The following is a 3,285-nucleotide window of genomic DNA, read 5'->3' as shown; positions in this document are numbered from 1 at the left end:
CTGGAAGAGGCAGGCTTCGGGACAGATACGCCGGTCACCATTACTGTAGAGCATGGGCAACTGGTGATCCGACCGCTTGTCGCTGAGTGAAAAGCAAAATTATCTCGACTCATGAGCGGCCGGGATAGTTTGTCTACATTTGTAATTTCCAAAAATTCATACCATCTATCAACCAATATTGCTCTTTATCTGGAATGAATAACCCAAAATCACTATTGGCCTGGGCACTCCAATCTGAAGGCGCAGAAGCCTCATGGCTTCTGTCCCAATCAGTATGCCGATATATTTTTTTATCAAAATTAATATAAAATTTAGGTAGTCGCATTCTCCACTGATCCCATTCATCTGAAACAGGATCTGTTAATACGGATAAAAACCTCTCGATATAATCATAAAAATCGATTAAATGAGTCCCAACTCGACCCAACATGAAAAATTCTCTCATATCTTCAACTGAATAAACAACAACATTATTTTTTGTTACATATTCTTGGAAATTATCTTCTGTCAGAACAGGTATCCCATTCCTGAATAAGCTAATAGCCTCATCATAAAGGGATTCCTTCATCAAGCCCTTATCAATATAGCTTTTATATTCCGGCCTGACATCAATGCAGTAATTTTCTTTATTATCAATAAGATAATAATGATTTCCTTTAACAACAAAAACAGCTATTGCTTTTTCACCATCAAAAAGGTCACTGAGAAAATTTTGGTAATTATTTTCCAAATTCATTCATGAACTCCTCTTTTGTTAATACGCGAGCTTTTGATGAATTCTGCTCTATGAGCCTATACCATACTTTTGGTAGTTCCAGAGATACACTGGGATCACCTTTATTTGGGTCTACTATTTTAGGCGCATTGGGATCCTTAGGAACTCCTGGGATGGGTTTCTGAGGTACTGCGGCATCCATTATTTGTTTATGTAATACAGCATCAACTTCAAAGACGACTACTGAGCCGTCAGCTCTTTTATTAGTAAGGTAATAGGAAGCATGATTGGGACCATTTGTACTTACACATAATTGGCCACTACACCCGGAGTTAATAGTTACACTGCCATCAGAGTTAGCATTGATCCTATTTTGGCTGGTTTTTGTACCACTACCTCCACCCTCAACCCTCAACCCTCCACCCTAAAGTAAGTTTCTGTTGTGCTCCCTTTTGCCGCAGGAACACTTTCACCCTTCATCCCATACATCGTACCACCAATCGCCGCAGCGGTGTGCACCCTTGCCATGCTGGTATACAACGTTGAAGCCGTTTCTAAGCTGACGCCCCAGTTAGTGGCGATGGTCTGGATGTCTTTCGCTTTCTGCGCCTGCGCATCTGCTGTCGCATATTGCCACAGCAGACTATCGACTTTATCAGCACCCTCTTTATAAACACTCGCCATGGTGCCGATGTACTGACCATCAAGCTGGGCATCGTAACTCTTGCCCATTGCCGCCAGTTCCTGACGCATCCCCCGACAGTCCGCTGATAACAGATTCTTGCACGCCGCATCAATCGCTGCATCGAACGCTTTATCCCTCACATTCAGGTCAGTGACCAGCTTCTCTGCCTGTGCTTTCTTTTCACCTTCCAGATACGGCAGTGCCCATTTCGCATCCTGCCGCTGTTTCTCATCCTGGGAGGACAGCGCATTATTCTCCACTGTCTGGTTGTAAAAGAATCCCGTCAGCTAAGGGCGGGATTTTTATTAATAAGGTAAACAATATGCCCCGTCTAAAGATTCATACTGAGTGATAGCATCTCTACCTTCTGCAAGATACTCAACATCGATTGGTTCTGGCGGGAAGTCTTTTGTATAAGATCCTTCCAGGAATAAACGATACTGCTCCAGCACATATAATGTTTGCTCTATGGTTAAAAGCACCTGTTGCTCTTCAACATACTCACACCCAATAAATACTTTATCATGCGTAACCATCACCCAATGGGCATTACCTATTCCGAAGTTGCCTTCAGTTGTTTTTCCTGATGCAAGCGCAGTGAGGTTTTTTACCCAGATATCAACAGAATGAATACCATATTGAATGTCATTGGATAACCATCCTGAAATCTCACGTGCTCCATACCCCAATACCCTTCCATCAAAGGAGTTACGTATTTTTCCACCTACAGGAACAAATAAATTACTATTTTCATCCCACCAGAAAATGATTTTATCATTCAACATTACTTATTCCTCCCTGTATAAACAGGCCATGCAGTCGCACCTGTTCCATCGGGTTTGCCATAATAGCCTTGAATCTTCACACCGCTAGATGATTTCCCGCTCCACATTTCTGTGTTAGGTATTCTTTCAGAATTTTTGAACGCACTCTCAATCTCCTGAGCCGTCTGTCTTTTTGACCACTGCTCAGGGAAGAATGTAGTTTCAGCTTTCTTATTTATCCATTGTCCCGTTGCTGGATCTCTCACTGATATATATCCTGTCGAAACGCCATTGGAATCAGGTGTACCCGTGACCTTATCTACTTTAATATTTGAATCACGAATATAGTGGCCACCAGATCCAGCTTTTGTCCCATCCTTGAGGGTTTTCACTTCCCCGTTAAGGATATGATCCATCCTGATATATGCAGTTTGTGAACCTTTGCCAGCCTGCTCTTTAACCAGTTCCAGAGGTGTGGGGGAAGGTTTAAAGTCATCAAGATAGTCACCTGCTTTCCATGATGGGTTATTCTTTGCCGCATTAGCCGCCACAGTTTCTGCTTTCGCAGCAGCAGCTTCCGCCGCTGTCTTCCCTATCCCAACAGCCCCCCCGGCCCCCACTCCGCCCGGGACGATAATCTCTGAAGCTTGAAGCCCAAGATTATTAATACACAGTGCCAGTGCTCCGGAACAGGATTCAATTCCAGCCTTCAGAATAGCGGCAATTTCAGGCGTCGCCGCTGCTAGCACACCACCACCAAGTCCAGCAGGAAGTGCTACCATCAGAGCTTCATTCATAGCCTGACCACGTTGACACGCTGCACCTGTCGGGTTATCTGTACAGGATGCTACATCCTTGCCATGCTCCTGCACGAACTTCGTCTGGCTCTCTTCATTTCCACCCAGAAGATTATTCTCAACCGCATTCTTACCCGCCTGGTCGGCCGTCACTGCTCCGCCAGTAGCAGCCCGTCGCCAGGCCGCCCGCAACTCCTGCGGCCAGTTCGAGCCAGAGGAGCCGGAAGTTGTCACCACCCTGCGTCAGACCTGTAAAAAGCTCTCCGCCCGTAAACAACAGCAGATCGCCGAGTTTATTCAGGTGATCGCAGGGCCCCAGAAGCG

Annotated in this window: 6 protein-coding genes; 1 reads left to right on the top strand and 5 read right to left on the bottom strand. The window is 45.1% G+C overall.

Annotated elements, in window-relative coordinates; all coding sequences use genetic code 11:
* Positions 1 to 90: a SymE family type I addiction module toxin gene (locus ACZ3HG_RS22945; RefSeq protein ID WP_465334602.1), complete on the top strand. Its 90-nt coding sequence runs from the start codon at positions 1 to 3 to the stop codon at positions 88 to 90.
* 43 nt (positions 91 to 133) lie between these two features.
* On the opposite strand, the gene ACZ3HG_RS22940 is transcribed toward ACZ3HG_RS22945, so the two are convergent.
* The 5 genes from ACZ3HG_RS22940 to ACZ3HG_RS22920 all read right to left on the bottom strand — a co-directional run.
* On the bottom strand, positions 134 to 736 hold the full coding sequence (locus ACZ3HG_RS22940; RefSeq protein ID WP_465334600.1) for a hypothetical protein: 603 nt from the start codon (positions 734 to 736) through the stop codon (positions 134 to 136).
* Positions 737 to 1,126: 390 nt separating this feature from the next.
* Positions 1,127 to 1,660 (bottom strand): DUF6862 domain-containing protein, encoded by a 534-nt coding sequence (locus tag ACZ3HG_RS22935; protein ID WP_465334598.1) that lies wholly within the window; start codon positions 1,658 to 1,660, stop codon positions 1,127 to 1,129.
* Between the two features lie 45 nt (positions 1,661 to 1,705).
* Positions 1,706 to 2,185: a hypothetical protein gene (locus tag ACZ3HG_RS22930; RefSeq protein ID WP_465334596.1), complete on the bottom strand. Its 480-nt coding sequence runs from the start codon at positions 2,183 to 2,185 to the stop codon at positions 1,706 to 1,708.
* Complete coding sequence (locus tag ACZ3HG_RS22925; protein ID WP_465334594.1) at positions 2,185 to 3,114, bottom strand: EndoU domain-containing protein; 930 nt, start codon at positions 3,112 to 3,114, stop codon at positions 2,185 to 2,187. The genes ACZ3HG_RS22930 and ACZ3HG_RS22925 overlap by 1 nt, the downstream gene beginning before the upstream one ends.
* Positions 3,092 to 3,285, bottom strand: a 194-nt coding sequence (locus tag ACZ3HG_RS22920) for a hypothetical protein (protein ID WP_465334604.1), incomplete at its 5' end; no start/stop codon positions are given. The genes ACZ3HG_RS22920 and ACZ3HG_RS22925, both read right to left, overlap by 23 nt.

Source organism: Erwinia sp. PME.40.26/001 (assembly GCF_055556675.1).
The sequence above is the reverse complement of the archived record's forward strand: the minus strand, read 5'-3'. Positions and strand labels throughout refer to the sequence as shown.